Below are 17,589 nucleotides of genomic sequence, written 5' to 3' on the forward strand. Positions count from 1 at the left end.
CATCCTCTCGTTCCCGGCGTCCTCGCTGGGAATGCATACGAATACCTCTAGCGGTTACAGCTTGGGGAGGTATGCATTCCCAGGCTGGAGCCTGGGAACGAGTCTATATCTGGCATAGAGGAATACATAATGAACAACGCTCTGGCCATCAGTATTGAAGAGCTGAAATTGAGTTTCAATGAACATAGCTGCATTGATATACCCTCCCTGCAGATTAAGCGGGGAGAAACGGTTCTGCTATTTGGTGAAAACGGCTCAGGAAAAACAACACTGCTAAAACTGTTTTCCGGTCTGTTAGAACCTGACTCCGGAAAAATCCAGGTGTTAGGAAGAAACCTGGGTTCAATGACTCGCAATGAAAAAGATCATTTCAGAGCAGATCATGTGGGTTATGCTTTCCAGAGCCTGAACCTGATACCCTACCTGACTGCCCTTGAAAACATTCTGCTGCCCTGCGGTTTCTCCCGGCGAAAAAAGCAAAACATAGGCAACACCGGCATGACCGGAGAATACGAAGCTTATCAGCTCATGGCCCAGCTAAAAATGGAAGACCCGGCACGGCTACGTCATAAAACCGATAAACTCAGTAAAGGACTGCAGCAGCGTATTGCCATTGCCCGGGCACTTATTGGCAATCCGGAGCTGATTTTAGCCGATGAACCTGCTTCGGCCATGGGGAGCTACAGTCAAAGGCTCGTCTATGAGTTACTGGTGAACTATGCCAAAACCCAGGGAGCCACCCTGATTTGCATTAGCCATAACAAAGAGGCGAACCAGTATTTTGATCGCCACCTGAATATGAAAGAAATCAACAAAAATGCGGAGACCAATCCACTATGGTAATTCTGCAACTGGTCAAGAACAGTCTGGCTCGCCGGAAAAATAAAGCACTGGTTTCAATGATTGGGCTGGCATTCAGTATTAGCCTGTTACTGCTGCTGGTTTATGTAAAAAACAGTCTGCACCACACATTGAACCGGGCCATCTCCCAGTCAGACCTGATTGTTGGTGCCCCTTCCCAGCCCGTTCATCTTGCACTGTTTGGATTGTTCCGCATTGGTAATACGCCGCCTGCCATAAGTCAGGGGATTTACGAAACCCTCAGGGAACACCCGGAAATTGCCTCGGCCATTCCCCTGAGTATCATGGAAAGTCACAGGGGCTTTCAGGTAACCGGAACCACCAATGATTTATTTGCGCACTTTGACCCCCTTAAACCTTTAGCCTTTGCCGAGGGAAACGGGTTTACAGCGCCATACAGCGTTGTACTGGGTGCTGAAGCTGCGCTGAAAACCGGCTATAAAACCGGCGAACAGATGACCATAGCCCAGGGAAATGAACCCACCATTGCGGATGAATATAGCCAGCCATTAACCATTTCAGGTATTCTGGCCGCCACAGGCACAGTTCTGGATAATGCCATTCTGGTCAACCTGAAGGATCTTGAGCAAATGCGCTCCCGGCATACTTCAGGTGCCTTACAAGCTGAATCTATCAACCTGGTACTGTTACGGTTGCATAATCGCCAGGCGTTGCTGCCCATGGAAAAACAGATCAAAACGCTGGTTTCCCAGCCTGTGGAAGTAGTCATTCCTAATCAGGAATTGAGATTTATCCAGCGGGCAGGCAACCAATTCACCAACCTGATGATTGCCATTGTGGTGATGACAGCAGCAATGGCCATGGTCAGTGTGTTTTTCAGTGTCAGTGGCAGCCTGGCTGAACGACGCTATGAAATAGATACGTTAAGAATGCTGGGAGCAAGGTCTTACCACGTAATCGTGGTGGGGTTGCTGGAACCTGTGCTGATTATACTCACAGCGACAGTGGTAGGCTTTCTGGCATTTAAGGGAGTTATTTCAGGGCTGGAGGCATTTCTGCCCGGAGAGTGGCGTGCATGGATTGCGGGACATCCGGCAACCCTGGGGGAAGTGAAATTACTGCTGTTTATTCTGCTGGCCGGTTCGTTCCTGGCAGCGATACCGGCATGGAAAACTTATGGCCAATGCACCCGCATTAAATAATCTTTCTTTTGCGGTGCACCCGGCAATATCTGGAAACATAGGCCAGGGCCATCAGACAGACAAATAACGAGGCATTGGCTGGAATCTGTAAATTAAAATCCACCGATGAATGAATCATGATGGCCAGCATGCCCATAAATACCCCGAAGCCCAATCCTGTCATTAACCGGTTCTTTCGATACCTGATAGTCATAATCGCTTGCCAGAAGGCCATTAATACCATCACAACCAACAACACAAATGCAGGTATTCCAAACTCCAGGGAAAACTGGATAAAATCATTATGGGCCAGGTCATAAAACCCCTTCCAACTGCCATTATGATAATTAGGCAATGCGGTATAAAAACTTCCGCCCCCGGTTCCCGTTAATGGGTAATCCTCAATAATATTCAGTGAAACCTGCGAGACATCCGGACGACTCTCCCGTTCCAGTGAGGTTTGCTCAATCCGTTCCACAACCTTTTCAATACCAAACCACTGGCTGACAATAACCACATCAATCAGGAGCATGCTACCAAACAAAACAGCCACACCTTTGGAAAATTGCCTGCGTAATACCACATACAGAAAACCGGTAATCATCAAGCTACTGAAAAAGGCAGTATTTCCCATACGGGATCGGGACAAAACCAGTCCAATGACCATAATGGCCAAAGCACTTCTAAGGAGTACTTTACTGCTCATCATAGTCACCAGAAACTGCCTTAATTTCTCCCGCCAACCTGCCACACTCCCTCCATCCAAACGGGAAATCAGCAGGCCAATGCCCAATGCCAGGGTCATTTCAAGGAAACCGGCAAAGCTGTTGCGATTAATAAACGTGCCGGTGGCAACCCCCAGGTAAGCCTCTTTTTCACCAAACAGCAAAATTTCCAGACCAGATAACGTACTAAGACTGCCAAACAACGCCTGGAATATTCCGGCAGCAATCAACACCCACAACAGCTGCCGGACACGTTCCGATGAATCCACCAGCAGCAGTACCAAACAAAACAGCAGATAGTAAGAAATGGACAGCAGAAACGTCTGCTCCGTTGCCTTGGGATCAATACTCAGGGTCAACACACTCTGCCCCGGTTTTGTCACCAGCTCCGAAGCCTGCCACAGGGCATGGGCATTTGGCGAAAGCCCCTCCAGCCAAGACTCGGGTATTCCCAGGCCTTGTAAAAACAACCAGCAGCACACCAAAACAAACCCGAGATGAACAAAATAAGCTTTTCGAAAGGATTCTGTGATAACCAGTTTTCCCGCACCAAAACCCAGGCACCAGAGTGTTCCCAGCAAACAGGTCAATACCACCAGAATAGAAGAAGACCACAGTGGCTTGCTACCAAAAGGTAGCGGTAGCCAAAATAGCAGAATGAGCAAGCCGGTGAATAGTATCCGGGAATAACTCAGGCTGTTAGTTTTATTGTTTGTTAAAGGAAAACTCATCATTGGATTAATACGCATTAGGGTCGAAGAACCCTCTGAAAACAGTGAGGATAATAATTTTCAAATCGAGGAAAACAGACCAGGAGTTAATATAGGCCAAATCCATTTCAACGCGCTTTTGCATTTTATCCAGAGTTTCAGTCTCTCCCCGTAAACCATTCACCTGGGCCAGCCCGGTAATGCCGGGTTTGACCTTATGGCGCTTCATATAGGAATCCACTCGCTCTTTATACTCTTCATTATGTGCCAATGCATGGGGGCGGGGACCCACAATAGACATACGGCCGGTGAGTACATTAAAAAACTGCGGAAGTTCATCAAGGCTGGTCCGACGTAAAAAACTGCCAATGGGTGTTAATCGAGGGTCGCCCTTAATTGCCTGGGTGACTTTTCCAGCCGGTTCACTATGAACTTTCATGCTGCGAAATTTATACACGTTAATGATACGCCCATTCACCCCCAATCGTTTTTGCTTGAACAATACAGGGCCTTCAGAGGTCAGTTTCACCGCAACAGCCACTGCAAGCATCACCGGTGAAATTAAAATCAGAATCACACTGGACAGCAAGACATCTTCCAGTCGTTTAATGGTCTGATTAACATCAGCCATGGGCGAGCAACTTAAATCAAGGGAATAGAATCCGCCAATGGGCGTCACCTTATGGTTAAGCAAGGGCATATCACGCACCCCCGGCATATAACGGATATCCATGGTATGGTTGCGGAGCATATACATAATATCCTGTATAACCGCACTGTCTTTCAGGGGTAAGCAAAGCCAGCACTCATCAAAATGGTCATCCCTTGCTAACTGGTCTTCCAATAGGGCCTTGATTTGAGCCATGTTGTTATACTCAAGACAAACATCCAGCCGATACCCCCAGTCATTCCCCGGTGCCATATCTTTCAGCACCCCGTGAAAATTGCGGCCATTACCCAAAACAAGCACCCGTTTGCTATTTCGGCCATGACGCCGGAAGTATCGCAACCCCCAATGAATAAACAACCTTGAAAAAAGGCTGGCGACTAACCCTGTAATAAACCAGGTTCCCACCCAGATTCTGGAATAATTTTCGGAAGCTTTTAAAAAAACCAATATGGCAAACAGGATGGAAAAAGACAGCCACCAGCCTGCAAACACTTTCAATAGAAATGGCCTCAGGTTTTGCCCTCGCAATGGTTGATAAACACCCAGTGTCCAAAAACAGACCACCAGCAAAAACGCCAGAACCAGAGCCAGTAAATGATAGGCAAGACCCTGGTCAATCATACCAAAACGAAAGATAGCCGAGAGTTTTGCAGCCCCTGTTGCCACTATTAAATCCAGCATAACAAATAAATAAGCCGGTAACCCGGAACGGCTCACAGAGAAACCGTAATACATAATGTAAACCTTGTAATTATTTTTGGTTTGGTTGTTGTTTATAAGACCACTTCACTGCAAGCTATAAGCACTTAACTTAAAGTCTATAGCTCCTACCCCAGTCCCCCCTAAACCATGCCCACCATCAAATAGCAAGAAAAGACAAATCACCTTGCCCTGTTAAGAAATACGTACTAATTCATAAAGTTAACATGTATAGGAGTTTAGCCATGAGCAAACTAACGCTCACCGTCGACCCTGATGTTATTAAACAAGCAAAAATCTACGCAGCGAGCCAGCAACAGAGCTTGTCAAAACTGGTTGAGAATTACCTGAAAACACTGCCACAAACGGCAGTTACCGATAGAGCCACACCAGAACTCACAGGGCTTGTAGCAGAGTTAGCAGGTATGCTTGATCATGAAACATGCATTACGAAGGACTCAGGCTATGCAGACTTCCTTCAGGAGAAGTATAAGTGACCAAAACACTATTTCTCGATGCTGATGTCATTCTGAATCTTCTGGCTCTCAGACACCCGTGGTTTAAAGACAGTGCGACTGTTTTTCAGGGAATACAGGCAGGCAATTTTCAGGGAGTCACCTCCGTTACCCTATTTGCCAATATATTCTGCATTCTCAGAAAAAGCCGGGTGTAAAAAGAAGCAAGGCAGGCGCTATTGAAACTTAAAAGCCTGCTGAACAATGTCGCCTTGCGGGGCTTGCACCGGGAGACGAATTCGAAAGCTAAATGGATAACCAGGGGCATATTACCATTTTTCAAGAATCAAGACCTCTGTAGGGGACAATTATCCCTAACTCTTACTGTCGCAATGAGTGGCTGGCCTTACAGGCTGGCCAAACATCTCAATATGAAACATTAATTCTGTACTGGATGAAGTACGGTCAAACAGAAGGCTTGCCAGCCACTCCAGTCCATATCGAAAAATACTATTGGCAAGGCGTCCATGTTTTAGCCTTTTGATGGGCTTAATTTCAGCACGCCATTCTCCTGTGCAGTAAGCCCAACAATAGGCAAGGGTTACAATTCCCAGCAGGCGCTCAATACGCTCTCTGTCTGACAGGTGTGTACTCTCCAGATCGAAACCTCTACCCTTTAAAGCTTGGAATAGTGTCTCAATTTCCCATCGCCTCATGTAGTCACCCAGCGCCTCCTGACCTGCTTCATTGCTGATAATGATGACGCGTTCCTGCTCTGAGCGATAACAGGAAAGAAATACACGAACACCCCAGAGTTCCCGTGCATGATTCAGATGCATGCTTTCTCCCACTTTCAGACTGAAAAATCGATACGCTTTCAATTTTTCCGTTCGATGGCGGTTCATTGTGCGGGTGTCGTTTGGAATGCGGATACGGAAAGGAATTTTCTGCGCTATCAGCCACTTTAACCATTTTTCACCCCGAAACTCACGGTCTGCGGTTAAATACTGTATACGCTCTGTACCCAGTAAGTTGATAAAACGCTTCAGCAGCGTGATTCGTTCCTCCATGCTGGACATGCCCTTTTTGGGAAGGAGCGTCCAGACAATAGGAATGGCAGTGCCTTTATAAGCAATTGCCACCATCATGATATTGATTTTGAACTTTCCAAACTGCCAGTTGGAGCGATCCAGGCACACAATCCAGTTGCCTTCAGGCACCATCCAGTCAACAACCATTCGTGCCACACAATCCAGCTCGAAGCCTTTCCACATCAGGAAACGTTTGAGGCGCTTACGTCTGGAGTCTATTTCAGTGTGGTGCCCCATCGTTTGAGCTATACGGGACAAACTGACCGTGCCAACCTGTATAAGGCCAAAGATGGCGAGAGCCATAAGGTTAATACGGGATTGATGCCAGTTAAAAGAAGCTTTAAGCTGTTTTTCCAGAGAATGAGTATGCTGCACAAAAAGTAAACTGCTTGAGGTAAAGGACTTGCAGAATACTGATTGAAAGCAGCTCATTCTCCCTCATAGATCAACGTTTACCTCAGAATTGTCCCCTACAGAGAATCAAGACTTAATCATGGTTTTCTCTGGCTCTTACCCAAACCCACTACTCACCTTGACCCAGCCTGCTACCAAGACTATCTTTACATTTTAATAAAAAGTAAAGAGTAAAAGATCATGCCTGTCATCAGTGCCAAAAGACAGATCACCCTTCCCGCCGAACAATGCCGCCTGGCGGGGCTTGCGCCGGGAGATGAGTACGAAAGCTATATCGATAACCAGGGGCATATTACCATCGTAAAAAAAACCAGGGGGGCAGCCAAAGGCTTTCTCAAAAACACCAAAACCGATAAACGTTTTTCAGACGACACCTCAATGCAAACCGGCATGAATCCATGATTGCCATTGATACAAATGTGCTGCTGCGTTATTTGCTGGATGATGACAGGCAGCAATCGCCCAAAGCAGATCGACTGGTTAATGGCCCACAAAAAGTACTGATCACGGATATCGTCCTGGTTGAAACCCTGTGGACACTGCGGGGCAAAAAATACAACCTCGATAAAACCCGGTTAATAGATGTTATTCATCAATTATTTGCCGAACCCAATCTCTGCTTTGAAGACGGGCAAACCGTATGGCGGGCATTACACGATTACCGGCTGGCGACACCGGTAAAAGTAGGTAGTAAACGAAAAACTGCAGATTTCCCAGATGCGCTGATCATTAATAAAGCAGCGTACTGCACAAAATTGCCAGAGACCCTGAAGGGAGTTTATACCTTTGATAAGGCAGCCCTGATGATTGATGGGGCTTGTGAGCCGTGAGGTATAGCAATGAAGCCATGTAAGTGATGAGTTGTGGGTTGTGAGGCTTTAGTTATGAGCCTTGAAAGCACACTACTCACAACCTATAACCACTCCCCTAAAACCTGCTATATTGTACAAAATAACCGTACAAATAAAGAGCACTATGGAACACATCAATATCAGTGAATTACGGGCTAACCTGCTGAGTTATTTAAAAAAAGCACAGGCAGGTCAGCCGTTTACCGTCACGTCCAATGGCGAAGTATTAGCCACTATCGCCTCACCTGATGCCCTGAGGCAATCAGCCAGAAAGGCGTTGGATGAGCTGGCTTCTGACGCACAGGCCGATGACCTGATAGAGTCTACCAATGAGCCATGGAAAGCCATGCGATGATCATACTGGATACCTGTGCTTTTATCTGGGATGCCCTTAACCATAAGAAGTTAACAGAAAAAGCCAAAAAGCGGATTGAGCAGGCAGACCAGCAGCAATGCCTGACAATTTGCGATATCACCCTTTGGGAAGTAGCCATGCTGACTAAAAAAGGCCGGCTCACTATTAACACAACAGCAAACCACTTTAACCAGCTGGCGATACAAGCCAGAAATATCAATGTGCTGCCCATCACCCCAGAGATAGCTGAGCTATCTGTCAACTTTGACGGCAGCATCAATAACGATCCTGCAGACCGACTGATCGCGGCCAGTGCCATTATAAACAACGCAGAAATCGTGACAGCTGATCATAACCTGCGGGAAAGCCTACTTTTGAATACGGTTTGGTGAGTTGGGTAGGAGCGACTGGTTCTAATAAAAGTAATACTTCAAACAGGTTCAACATGCCCAAATTAACAGCCAAACGGCAAGTAACCATCCCTCAAAATATCTGCCATAAGCTCGGGCTGGAACCCGGCGATTTTATACAGATATTCGAGCGGGATGGTGTGGCCCATCTGGTAAAAATGACCGCTGATGACCTGGAAGGCACTCTTTCATTCCCCAAAGATAGCGATAAAGAGTCAAATAAAAGAGTTGATCAGCTATTCCCGTGACATCAATTAAATCACTGCAACAGCAAGGCTTACAGTAAATTCCAAATGGAGTGATTTCGCACAAAATAACGTCTACTTTTGATAGGGATACTTTATCAATGGCTGTCTCTCATGGCTTATCCATTCCAAAAAAGTCGTAAGCATCTTTGTGCAAACAGTTTAATTACTACGATTTCTGAAAGTTATGAGCAAATTCCAGATGTCCGACCAAACAAGGATTCCAGAAAAATAACAATACATGATGCCTCCATGTCCGCTTTTGCCATGATGCATCTCAAGTACCCATCGCTCCTCTCGTTTGAGCGTGATAAAACAGAGCAAGAAGTAAGGCATAACCTTGAGCACCTGTATCAGATAAAAAAACGTGCTCCCTGTGATACCAGTATGCGGGAAATCCTGGATCCAATAGATCCCGTAGAGTTCAAAAAGCCTTTTAAGACATTGCTGTCTAACGTCCAAAGGGGCGGATTACTGAAGGCATTCGAATTTCACTGCGGGAACTTGAAAAATCACTACTTGCTCCCGATCGATGGAACTGGGCTATTTTACTCCTGCAATAATAAAAAACCTTGTCAGGAGTGCTGTACTAAAAATAAGGGAAAGGCCAACGAAGCTCACTACCACCAGTTAATGGCAGCATGCATTGCTCACCCGGATCAAAAAACAGTCTTGCCATTGGCACCGGAAGCCATAGTTTGCCAGGACGGTTCGACCAAAAATGACTGTGAAAAAAATGCCATTAAACGGTTGTTTGCCACCATACGAGAGCATCACCCACGTCTAAAGTTCGTTATTCTTCTGGACAGTCTTTATGCTGACAACCCCACTGTCCAACTGATTAAGAGTTATGGCTGGCATTACATCATTGTCGCGAAAGATGGCAACCATGCCTCGCTGGTTGAAGCGATGGATGAGCTGGATAAAGAAGGAAAAGTTCACCGTGCTGAAAAAGTTAATGAAGAGACTGGAATTAAGTGGTGGTTTCGCTATGCCAATGACGTCAGGCTGAACAAGGCAAAATATGCAGAACAGGTTAATGTGCTTGATTTTGTCGAAACCGATAAAAAAGGTAAACAGCATATCTGGTGCTGGGTGACTGATATTCCGCTTAACGAAGAAACCATAGAACCCGTCATGAAAGGAGGGCGCTGCCGATGGCATATTGAGAACCAGACGTTTAACACCCTGAAAAATCAAGGCTACGATCTCGAACATAACTACGGTCACGGTGAGAAGCACTTAGCCACAAATCTGGCCTATCTGACGATGCTTGCTTTTCTCGTAGATCAAATACAGGAACTGTGCTGTCCCCAGTTTCAGGAAGCTTTAAGAACCCGCTCAAAAGGAGTCCGTATAGCATTATGGAAATGGATACAGGGCTATTTTTTGCATTGGCTGATAAAAACGTGGGAGGGGCTTTTTTACACAGTAACTCATGGTATTGAAGAGAAAAGGGTGATTCCATTCGATACATCATAACCGGCCATATCGTAGCTACGTTCAGGGGTGACATTTTTTCTTTAAAGCTCCGCTTTGTTAATTGGCGGCTCAGTTTTGATCGGCTTCATTATTTTTGCTGCCTTATTGTCAATACCAACGATCATCGACGTTCATCATGCGGGAATAGCTGAGAGTTGATATTGTTCAAGAATCAAGGTTTGATCCCGATTTTCCTACAAAACAAGTCATTATCAAGCGAGTGACTGAGGCATTTAAATAACGCTTCTTTTCCCAAGATACCCCACCACCTTCCGGGCACACTCATTTAATGATAGTTCGGAAGTATTAATCACCAATTCAGGGGCTTCCGGCTTTTCGTATGCGGAATCAATGCCAGTAAAGTGTTTAATGTCACCTTTTCTGGCTTTTTCATATAACCCCTTTGGATCACGCTGTTCACAGACATCCAGAGGTGCATCAATGAAAATCTCAATAAACCTGCCATCAGGCAACATATCCCGCACCATTCGCCGCTCTGAAGAAAAGGGAGAAATAAAAGCACTCAACACAATCAAACCTGCATCCACAAACAGGCTGGAAACCTCACCTATACGGCGAATATTCTCCACCCTGTCTTTATCACTGAAGCCAAGATCTTTATTCAACCGATGGCGAATATTATCCCCATCCAGAACATAAGTGTGATAACCGCTTTCAAATAACAACTCATCCACCGCATTAGCCACAGTAGACTTCCCTGAACCGCTCAATCCGGTAAACCATAACAGGCAGGGCTTCTGTTTCTTTTGGGAGGAACGCATTTCCTGCGTCACTTTATGTTGATGCCACACGATATTCATTAACAAAGCTCCGCTTTGTTGAATAGCTGTAAGTTATTAGCTGTAAGCTGTAAGTTAAGAGCAATCAATACTTACAGCTTAAAGCTTACGGCTTAAAGCTTTATTAAAAAGGAAAAAACAAAGGTATCAGCGCCAAAACAACAACACTGTAAACAACCGAAAGCGGCAATCCCACCCGTATAAAATCCTGCACACGGTAATTACCGGCACTGAAGACCATCAGGTTAGTCTGATAGCCAAACGGGGAAATAAAGCTGGCACTGGCACCAAAAATCAAGGCAATAATAAACGGTAATGGCTCTGCCTCCCAACGGTTAGCCATCTCCATGGCAATGGGAAAAACCAGTGCAGCTGCTGCATTATTATTAATCACCTCGGTAAATAACAGGGCCAAAAAATATACGCCAACCAGGGCACCATAAACTCCCCACTGACCAAAGACAGCGTTGACCCCACTGGCAGCAGACCCAGCCACACCCGTGGTAAGAAGCACCTGGGCAATACCAAGCGTAGCAGCCACAATAACAAGCATTTCAAAGGGAAACCGGCGGCGAATCTCAGCCAGTGTAAGAACCTTGGTAATAACCAGGCCACCTAATAAAAATGCCAAGCCTTCCATCAGTGGCAGCAGGCCAATAACCGACAGGCCAAGGGTTAGCAGGAAACTCGCCAGTACTAACACACTATGGATGGGAGACAAGGCAGGTTCCGCCTCTATCCCGTTAATAAGGTAAAAGTTTCGCTCCAGGTTAGTATGTCGGCTAAAGTCCTCACCCACCGCCAGCACCAGGCTGTCACCCGTGCGCAGGATAATATTGCTTAATGGTCCCTCCAACCGTTCACTGCCTCGACGAATGGCCACCACTGCCGCACCAAACTGGCTACGAAAATTAATATCCCGTACAGTCTTACCCACCAGTACTGACTGCTGGCTGATATAGGCTTCCGCCAGATTATTAAGCAGAGGACTACTTTCTGCATCATGGGTACCACGGAACAGCTTCAAACCGGGGAACTTCTGCAAAAGGGAAACCGCACTTGCATCACCAGAGAACAGCAGTGCATCACCGGCCAGAAGTTTCTCACCAGGAGCCACCGGACTGATCAGCTTACCATTACGAACAACCTCAACAAGAAACAACCTCCCCAGGTGGCGCAGGCCATTTTCCTCAATGCTTTTGCCAATCAGGGGAGAGTCCTCCCCTACCCGGGCTTCAACAAAATAGTTTTGCTGAACCCTGGTCTCTATCTGTCTTTTTGGTAAGAACCGATAGCCCAGCAGCACAGTCATTAAACAACCCACACCAGCCATCACCAACCCCAATGGCGTAATGGTAAAAAAGCCCAGCGCCCCATAACCTCCCTGAATAGCCAGGGAATTGACAATCATATTGGTACTGGAGCCGATCAGGGTTAGGCCACCACCAAAAATAGAAGCATAGGAAAGCGGCAGCAACACCCGCGAGGCCAAAAACTGACGGTTACGGCTTACAGTACTGATCAACGAAGCAACCACCGCCGTATTGTTCACCACCGCCGAAGCCGTACAGACCACCCCAAACAGCTGACACACCCCTCGACTATAACCACCTCGCAACAGGCGATTCCCAAGCCCTGAAACCAGGGGTGTTTTCTGCAAAGCCAGAGAAACCAGAATCAATAACACCAACGTCACCAGCGAGGGATTAACCACATTAGCCAGCGCACTTTCCAGTTCAATCAAATCAAGGGCAACAAACACCCCCAGCGCCCCCGTAAATGCCAGCACCGGCCGCACTCGCCCGGACACCAGCGCCCCGATTAACAGAGCGAGCGTAGCGAAAACGATAATTTTCATTCTTTGAAAAAAACTATAAGTTAAAAGCTGTAAGCTTTAAGTTATAAGTTTTTTACTTACAGCTTAAAGCTTACAACTTACAGCTCCTTAACCCCCCAATGGGGAAAGTATTCCCTGATCAAGGCATTCATCTTCAGCTCAAATTCCTGCATCCGCTCCGGCGTCATCTCGCTTCCAGCTTCCAGCTTCCAACTTCCAGCTTCAGCTTTACCCACCACCATCCCGGCACCCACGGTAATATTGGTCATCCGGTCGATGACAATAAAACTGCCACAGGCTGGTATCTTGTCATAAGGCTCAAAAACAATAGGCTGACTGGTACAGAGTTGGCAGACACCAATTTCATTCAGAGCCAGCTGGTGTGCCTCTTCTTTTTCCAGTGTATTGACATTGATCCGATGACAGATGTTTTCCACGCGGCCATAGACGTTTTTAGTGGCAAACTTCAAGGCATATTCACGGCCAGGCACCAACGCCTGTTCACCCATCCAGGCCATGTTAACATCCAGCACATCGCCTGTTTCCGGGAGCTGATCACTACGCACCAGCATATCACCACGGGAAATATCAATTTCATCATCCAGTGTCAGGGTGATGGCCTGACCAACAAAGGCTCTACTCTCTTCACCATCGGGAGTATAAATACCTTCTACCGTGCTCTGTTTACCCGCTGGCAATACGGTGACTGCATCACCTTTATATATTTCACCAGAGGCAATGGTTCCGCAAAATCCACGGAAGTCCGGATTAGGCCGGTTGACATACTGTACAGGGAAGCGAAAAAAATCGTAATTTTTGTCATCGGTTACAGTCACGGTTTCCAACAGTTTCATCATTGTGGCGCCGGGATACCAGGACATTTGTTCACTGCCCTCAACCACATTATCCCCACGCAGAGCAGAGATCGGCACAAAGCGGATATCATCAATATTCAATTGATCCGCAAATGCCTTATAATCGGCCTTGATCTCCCGGAACCGCTCCTGAGAATAGTCCACCAGATCCATCTTATTTACCGCCACAATCACATGGCGTATCCCCAACAGGCTGACAATAAAACTGTGACGTTTAGTCTGGGTCTGCACTCCATGACGGGCATCAATCAGAATAATAGCCAGGTCACAGTTAGAAGCCCCGGTTGCCATATTCCGCGTATACTGCTCATGCCCGGGACAGTCGGCAATGATAAACTTGCGCCTGTCGGTGGAAAAATAACGGTAGGCCACATCAATGGTAATACCCTGTTCCCGCTCCGACTGAAGACCATCAACCAGCAATGCCAGGTCAAAGGCTTCATCGGTGGTATTAAACTTTTTCGAATCCTGCTTGATCGCCCCCAGCTGATCTTCAAAAATCATTTTGGAATCATGCAGCAACCGCCCAATCAGGGTGGATTTCCCGTCGTCCACATTACCGCAGGTCAAAAACCGCAGCATATCTTTCGATTCGTGCTGTTTCAGGTAGGTGAGGATGTCTTTTTCAATAAGTTCTGACTGATTCATTTTTTTTCAGCGAAGCTGGAAAAAAGCTGTAAGTTTGAAGCTGTAAGCTGTAAGTTTTTTTTTGCTTTAACTTACAGCCTATGGCTTACCGCTTAAAACTTTCCCCGCTTATCGATTTGGATAAACTGAACAGCATGGAGGATATTTCGCGGGTATCTTGCAGCCAGCTTTTACCTGTCTGGCTTTCGATATAACCAATCTCCATGCCAATGTATATTTGGGTTCGCAGCTCTGCACAGGAACCATTGGCTATTGAAAGGAAGTGAACTTTTTCTTTACTACTGTTGCGTGCCATTCCTTCAGCGATATTACTGGGTACGGATAGCCCAGAACGGGTTATCTGGTCTCGAAACCCATAATCCCGAAGGCGTTTCAATTCTTTATACAATTGGGCTGAGAGCCGTGCAGAACGTTTCCAAACCTCTAACTTCTCAAAATTCATAAGTTGCTCTTTTTTTATCATCAAAAGAGCATAAAGATAGCAGAGGTTTTTAGAGCTATAAGTTCTAAGCTGTAAGCTGTAAGCTGTAAGCTGTAAATCTTTTTCTTACAGCTCAAGGTAATAACTTACAGCTTAAGGCTAATAACTTATAGCTTAAAGCTAATAACTTATAGCTTAAAGCTAATAACTTACAGCTTAAAGCTAATAACTTACAGCTTAAAGCTAATAACTTACAGCTTAAAGCTAATAACTTACAGCTTAAAGCTAATAACTTACAGCTTAAAGCTAATAACTTACAGCTTAAAGCTAATAACTTACAGCTTAAAGCTAATAACTTACAGCTTAAAGCTAATAACTTACAGCTTAAAGCTAATAACTTACAGCTTAAAGCTAATAACTTACAGCTTTCTAAAACGCCTCCGGCGTTTTAGAAATATCCTTCAACTTTCTTTTTCTCCATCGCCCCCGCCGAGTCATGGTCGATCACCCTGCCCTGCCGTTCAGATGTTTTAGTTAACAACATCTCCTGAATAATCTCCGGCAAAGTCGTGGCTTTGGATTCCACCGCACCGGTCAGCGGGTAACAGCCCAGGGTACGGAAACGAACCCATTTCATTTCGGGTGTTTCTCCTTCGTGCAGCGGCATACGGTCGTCGTCTACCATAATCAGGGTGCCATCACGATTCACCACCGGGCGTTCTGCTGCGTAATACAGCGGAACAATCTCGATATTTTCCTGATAGATATATTGCCAGATATCCAGCTCTGTCCAGTTAGAAAGGGGGAATACCCGAATGCTTTCATTTTTTTCTACCTTGCTATTATAAATATTCCACAACTCTGGCCGCTGCTGCTTTGGATCCCAGCGATGATTTTTATCCCGGAAAGAATAAACCCGTTCTTTGGCACGGGATTTTTCCTCATCCCGGCGAGCCCCACCAAAGGCCGCATCAAACTGGTAATTATCCAGCGCCTGTTTTAACGCCGCCGTTTTCATAATATCCGTATACCTGGCACTACCATGGTCAAAGGGGTTAATATTCTCTGCCTTACCTTCCAGATTGGTATGAACGAGTAATTCCATACCGTATTTTTCTGCTGTCCGGTTACGAAACTGAATCATCGCCTGAAATTTCCAGGTGGTATCAACATGTAATAATGGAAAAGGGGGGCGTCCCGGTGCAAATGCCTTAAGGGCCAGATGCAACATCACCGCTGAATCCTTACCAATGGAATAAAGCATTACCGGGTTTCCAAACTCGGCCACCACTTCACGGATAATATGAATACTTTCCGCCTCAAGCTGTTTGAGGTGGGTGAGGTGTTTTTTTTTGTTCATGGGGGGGCTAGGGCTAGTGATTTGTTATTAGAAATATAAACTGGGGCTGTAAGTCGTAAGCTGTAAGCTGTAAGCTGTAAGCTGTAAGTAAGTTTGTTTGCATTCAACTTAAAGCTTACCGCTTATAGCTTATAGCTTATAGCTTATAGCTTATAGCTTATAGCTTACAGCTTATAGCTTACAGCTTAAAGCTTATAGCTCAGTAGGCTTCCGCCAAACCGCCAGTGTATTAAATCCAAGTCGGCGCTTTACCATGGCTACAGCTAGCAGGTTCTGGCTGGCCAGGGCTATAGCAGTGGCTGTTGCTGCACCGGTAACCCCATATAAAGGGGTTAATACCAATGCCAGGATAATGGCCATGGGGCCACTGATAAAGACCACATTACGCAGGTCACGTTCATGGCCGCTCATGGAGAGCAAGTAGCCTACGGAACCGGTCATTACGTTGATGAACTGGCCAACAGCAAGAATACGTAGCAGGTTGGCATCACTTTTGTATTGTTCGCCGAATAGCATCATTAGCCCTTCGGGAAAGATCAGCATAAAGCCCACAATGGGCAGGGCAAACAGCACCATCAGTTTGGTGGCTTTCAGGGCGATGCGCTCCAGTTGTTCGCTTTTGCCCTGTTTATAGAGGGCCGCGAATTTGGGAGCAACCACCAGGTTGACCGCCATTAGTACAAAGCTGGTAAGCATGGCGGTGCGCTGGGCAACGGCCAGAATGGCCAGTTCTTCCGGTGGAACATAGGCAGCGGAAACCAGTTGGCCTGCCCATTGTACGCCCAGGCCCATTAGTGCTACCCACCAAAGGGGCAGGCAGCTTTGCCATAGGGTGACTGCTGGAAACTGCTCAATACCACGCCAGTGAATACCCGGTTTGCGCAGCCACCAAGTCAGGGAAATCATCATGGTGACCAGACAGGCCAAAGAGTAGAAGGCGGCTGTTGTCCGGGCTGTGGAGGCCAACCCCGTTAAAAGGGCGGCAGCCAGTAATAATGGCACCAGAATATTCAAGGTGCTGACGGATTTTATAACATCGCCTATAGCCTGCAAGGCATGAGCATTCAGGGTTAATAGAGCGAACAGGATGACCGATGGAGCCATGGCTTGCAAGGTTGAGGTTGCCCCCGGTTTTTCCAGTATATGCTCTGCCAGCCAGGGGCTGGTGAAGTAGAGCAATACACCCAGGCTACCAGCAAACAGGAAGGTCCAGAGGGTGCCGGTTTTATGGGCGGCGCTGGCTTCCTTCCAGTTTTGTTCGGCTTTGTTGCTGGCGATGAAGCGGAGTAGGCTGGTTTGAAGGCCGAGTAGGCCGGTTGTAGCCAGAACCTGGATTACGGTAAATGCCAGAAAGTAGTAACCTGCCTGTTGGGGGGGCAGGGTTCGGGCGATGATCAGGTTCAGGAGGAAGCCGCTTGCAGCTCCTAAGATCCGAATAGTGAAGGCCAGGGCGGATTGGAATAGCAATCCACCTTTTCTTCTCTGAAAAGCCCCATGGAGTTTTGAAATTACCGGGGTCATAAAGCCCACGGCAAATG

General features: G+C 46.6%; 18 protein-coding genes and 1 pseudogene. 10 read left to right on the top strand and 9 right to left on the bottom strand.

The window, feature by feature from the left end; all coding sequences use genetic code 11:
- The first annotated feature begins 129 nt into the window (after nucleotides 1-129).
- Nucleotides 130-843, top strand: coding sequence for an ATP-binding cassette domain-containing protein (locus MJ595_RS17560; RefSeq protein ID WP_263079345.1), 714 nt, complete (start codon nucleotides 130-132; stop codon nucleotides 841-843).
- Entirely contained in the window at nucleotides 837-2,024 is a 1,188-nt protein-coding gene (locus MJ595_RS17565; protein ID WP_263079346.1) for an ABC transporter permease, read from the top strand. Before MJ595_RS17560 ends, MJ595_RS17565 begins: the two co-directional genes overlap by 7 nt.
- On the opposite strand, the gene MJ595_RS17570 is transcribed toward MJ595_RS17565, so the two are convergent.
- Entirely contained in the window at nucleotides 2,017-3,477 is a 1,461-nt protein-coding gene (locus MJ595_RS17570; protein ID WP_263079347.1) for an O-antigen ligase family protein, read from the bottom strand. The genes MJ595_RS17565 and MJ595_RS17570 overlap by 8 nt on opposite strands.
- Nucleotides 3,467-4,729 carry an undecaprenyl-phosphate glucose phosphotransferase gene (locus MJ595_RS17575; RefSeq protein ID WP_263322534.1) on the bottom strand — a complete coding sequence of 421 codons (1,263 nt, stop codon included), beginning with the start codon at nucleotides 4,727-4,729 and terminating at the stop codon, nucleotides 3,467-3,469. The genes MJ595_RS17570 and MJ595_RS17575 overlap by 11 nt, the downstream gene beginning before the upstream one ends.
- Before the next feature lie 323 nt (nucleotides 4,730-5,052).
- Here MJ595_RS17575 and MJ595_RS17580 point away from each other — a divergent pair, with 323 nt between their 5' ends.
- Both MJ595_RS17580 and MJ595_RS17585 read left to right on the top strand, forming a co-directional pair.
- The gene (locus MJ595_RS17580) at nucleotides 5,053-5,304 is read left to right on the top strand and encodes a DUF6364 family protein (RefSeq protein ID WP_263079348.1); all 252 of its coding nucleotides are present in this window, start codon (nucleotides 5,053-5,055) and stop codon (nucleotides 5,302-5,304) included.
- Nucleotides 5,301-5,480 (top strand): hypothetical protein, encoded by a 180-nt coding sequence (locus tag MJ595_RS17585; protein WP_263079350.1) that lies wholly within the window; start codon nucleotides 5,301-5,303, stop codon nucleotides 5,478-5,480. The genes MJ595_RS17580 and MJ595_RS17585 overlap by 4 nt, the downstream gene beginning before the upstream one ends.
- 156 nt (nucleotides 5,481-5,636) lie before the next feature.
- Here MJ595_RS17585 and MJ595_RS17590 read toward each other — a convergent pair whose 3' ends face one another.
- Nucleotides 5,637-6,785, bottom strand: a complete 1,149-nt coding sequence (locus MJ595_RS17590) for an IS4 family transposase (RefSeq protein WP_263079026.1) — start codon at nucleotides 6,783-6,785, stop codon at nucleotides 5,637-5,639.
- A gap of 162 nt (nucleotides 6,786-6,947) precedes the next feature.
- Between MJ595_RS17590 and MJ595_RS17595 the strand changes: the two genes are divergently transcribed.
- From MJ595_RS17595 to MJ595_RS17620, 6 genes are all read left to right on the top strand, one after another.
- A complete protein-coding gene (locus MJ595_RS17595) occupies nucleotides 6,948-7,169 on the top strand; it encodes an AbrB/MazE/SpoVT family DNA-binding domain-containing protein (protein ID WP_263079352.1) in 222 nt (73 codons plus the stop codon).
- Nucleotides 7,166-7,597 (top strand): type II toxin-antitoxin system VapC family toxin, encoded by a 432-nt coding sequence (locus MJ595_RS17600; protein WP_263079353.1) that lies wholly within the window; start codon nucleotides 7,166-7,168, stop codon nucleotides 7,595-7,597. The genes MJ595_RS17595 and MJ595_RS17600 overlap by 4 nt, the downstream gene beginning before the upstream one ends.
- A gap of 145 nt (nucleotides 7,598-7,742) precedes the next feature.
- Nucleotides 7,743-7,973, top strand: a complete 231-nt coding sequence (locus MJ595_RS17605; RefSeq protein ID WP_263079354.1) for a type II toxin-antitoxin system prevent-host-death family antitoxin — start codon at nucleotides 7,743-7,745, stop codon at nucleotides 7,971-7,973.
- Nucleotides 7,970-8,365 carry a type II toxin-antitoxin system VapC family toxin gene (locus tag MJ595_RS17610; RefSeq protein ID WP_263079355.1) on the top strand — a complete coding sequence of 132 codons (396 nt, stop codon included), beginning with the start codon at nucleotides 7,970-7,972 and terminating at the stop codon, nucleotides 8,363-8,365. Before MJ595_RS17605 ends, MJ595_RS17610 begins: the two co-directional genes overlap by 4 nt.
- 53 nt (nucleotides 8,366-8,418) lie before the next feature.
- Nucleotides 8,419-8,631 carry an AbrB/MazE/SpoVT family DNA-binding domain-containing protein gene (locus tag MJ595_RS17615; RefSeq protein WP_263079356.1) on the top strand — a complete coding sequence of 71 codons (213 nt, stop codon included), beginning with the start codon at nucleotides 8,419-8,421 and terminating at the stop codon, nucleotides 8,629-8,631.
- Nucleotides 8,632-8,742: 111 nt separating this feature from the next.
- A complete protein-coding gene (locus tag MJ595_RS17620) occupies nucleotides 8,743-10,110 on the top strand; it encodes a transposase (RefSeq protein WP_263078002.1) in 1,368 nt (455 codons plus the stop codon).
- Nucleotides 10,111-10,343: 233 nt separating this feature from the next.
- Here MJ595_RS17620 and cysC read toward each other — a convergent pair.
- From cysC to MJ595_RS17650, 6 genes and pseudogenes are all read right to left on the bottom strand, one after another.
- Nucleotides 10,344-10,928: pseudogene (cysC, locus tag MJ595_RS17625) on the bottom strand (adenylyl-sulfate kinase); the annotation flags it as partial.
- Between the two features lie 106 nt (nucleotides 10,929-11,034).
- Entirely contained in the window at nucleotides 11,035-12,768 is a 1,734-nt protein-coding gene (locus MJ595_RS17630; RefSeq protein WP_263079357.1) for an SLC13 family permease, read from the bottom strand.
- A 77-nt stretch (nucleotides 12,769-12,845) separates the two neighbouring features.
- Nucleotides 12,846-14,270: a sulfate adenylyltransferase subunit CysN gene (cysN, locus tag MJ595_RS17635; protein ID WP_263079358.1), complete on the bottom strand. Its 1,425-nt coding sequence runs from the start codon at nucleotides 14,268-14,270 to the stop codon at nucleotides 12,846-12,848.
- A gap of 85 nt (nucleotides 14,271-14,355) precedes the next feature.
- Complete coding sequence (locus tag MJ595_RS17640; protein WP_263079359.1) at nucleotides 14,356-14,712, bottom strand: four helix bundle protein; 357 nt, start codon at nucleotides 14,710-14,712, stop codon at nucleotides 14,356-14,358.
- Nucleotides 14,713-15,139: 427 nt separating this feature from the next.
- Entirely contained in the window at nucleotides 15,140-16,051 is a 912-nt protein-coding gene (gene cysD, locus MJ595_RS17645; RefSeq protein ID WP_263079360.1) for a sulfate adenylyltransferase subunit CysD, read from the bottom strand.
- A 192-nt stretch (nucleotides 16,052-16,243) separates the two neighbouring features.
- On the bottom strand, nucleotides 16,244-17,572 hold the full coding sequence (locus MJ595_RS17650; protein ID WP_263079361.1) for an MATE family efflux transporter: 1,329 nt from the start codon (nucleotides 17,570-17,572) through the stop codon (nucleotides 16,244-16,246).
- Nucleotides 17,573-17,589: the final 17 nt, after the last annotated feature.

The sequence above is a fragment of the Endozoicomonas sp. Mp262 genome (assembly GCF_025643335.1).
In the GTDB taxonomy this organism is placed as follows: domain Bacteria; phylum Pseudomonadota; class Gammaproteobacteria; order Pseudomonadales; family Endozoicomonadaceae; genus Endonucleibacter.